This window comes from Stenotrophomonas maltophilia group sp. RNC7 (assembly GCF_030910085.1).
In the GTDB taxonomy this organism is placed as follows: Bacteria; Pseudomonadota; Gammaproteobacteria; order Xanthomonadales; family Xanthomonadaceae; genus Stenotrophomonas; species Stenotrophomonas sepilia.
In genome coordinates, this window is record NZ_JAVFVN010000100.1 from 1 (window position 1) to 753 (window position 753).

Annotated in this window: 2 protein-coding genes; both read left to right on the forward strand. The window is 52.6% G+C overall.

Translation table 11 applies throughout. The features are described 5' to 3' along the window. On the forward strand, positions 1 to 232 hold a 232-nt coding region (locus RCF13_RS00975; protein WP_308140737.1), incomplete at its 5' end, for an ATP-binding protein. After that, positions 229 to 753, forward strand: a 525-nt coding sequence (locus RCF13_RS00980; RefSeq protein WP_308140738.1) for a response regulator receiver domain, incomplete at its 3' end; no start/stop codon positions are given. The genes RCF13_RS00975 and RCF13_RS00980, both read left to right, overlap by 4 nt.

The following is a 753-nucleotide window of genomic DNA, read 5'->3' on the forward strand; positions in this document are numbered from 1 at the left end:
CGTCGCCGTTTCGGACAACGGTCCAGGCGTCGATCCACTCGACCAGGAGCATCTATTCCGGTTGTTCTTCACGCGGAAAATGAACGGTGGGCGCGGTATCGGCCTATACCTCTGCCGTATGAATCTGACCGTCGGAGGCCACTCCATACGCTATGCGAGTGAGAAAAAATTCCGGCTGCTGCCAGGTGCAAACTTCATTATCGACTTTAAGGGAGCGGAATTCGGACGATGACGACATTGCAAAGCCTCATCAGGGAAGCTTTCATCGATCCCATTCGCTCGGTTCTAATCGTAGACGATCAGTATCCCACGTGGGATGAAGTCTTAAACAATGCGCTTCCGGAGCCTCCTCGGGATGCGGAGCTTGAAACGCGATCGTCGAAGAAACACTGGCGAGTGGATTCATCAGGCGCGTTGAGCGTTATAAGCCAGTTTCGAAAGAAGAAACCTGCTTTGATCCTTGATATACACGACGCCCCCGACGCTACCGCTGATCATTTGCATCAGTCAGATCTCTTAATACTCGACTATAATCTCGAGGGCGCTGAGAGCGGACTCGGCGGCGCAATGGCTCGTGACATCATGCGATCTGTCCTCCGCAACCAGCACTTCAATCTGGTGGTCGTCCATACTCAGGAAACTGCTCTTCGAGATGTGTTCCATAGCTGTCTCATCAGCCTGAGTACGCCGCTGTCGCAAGTATTCGACAAAGAGTTAGAGATGATCGCCGGGCTCGAAGAAAAACTTGACGAG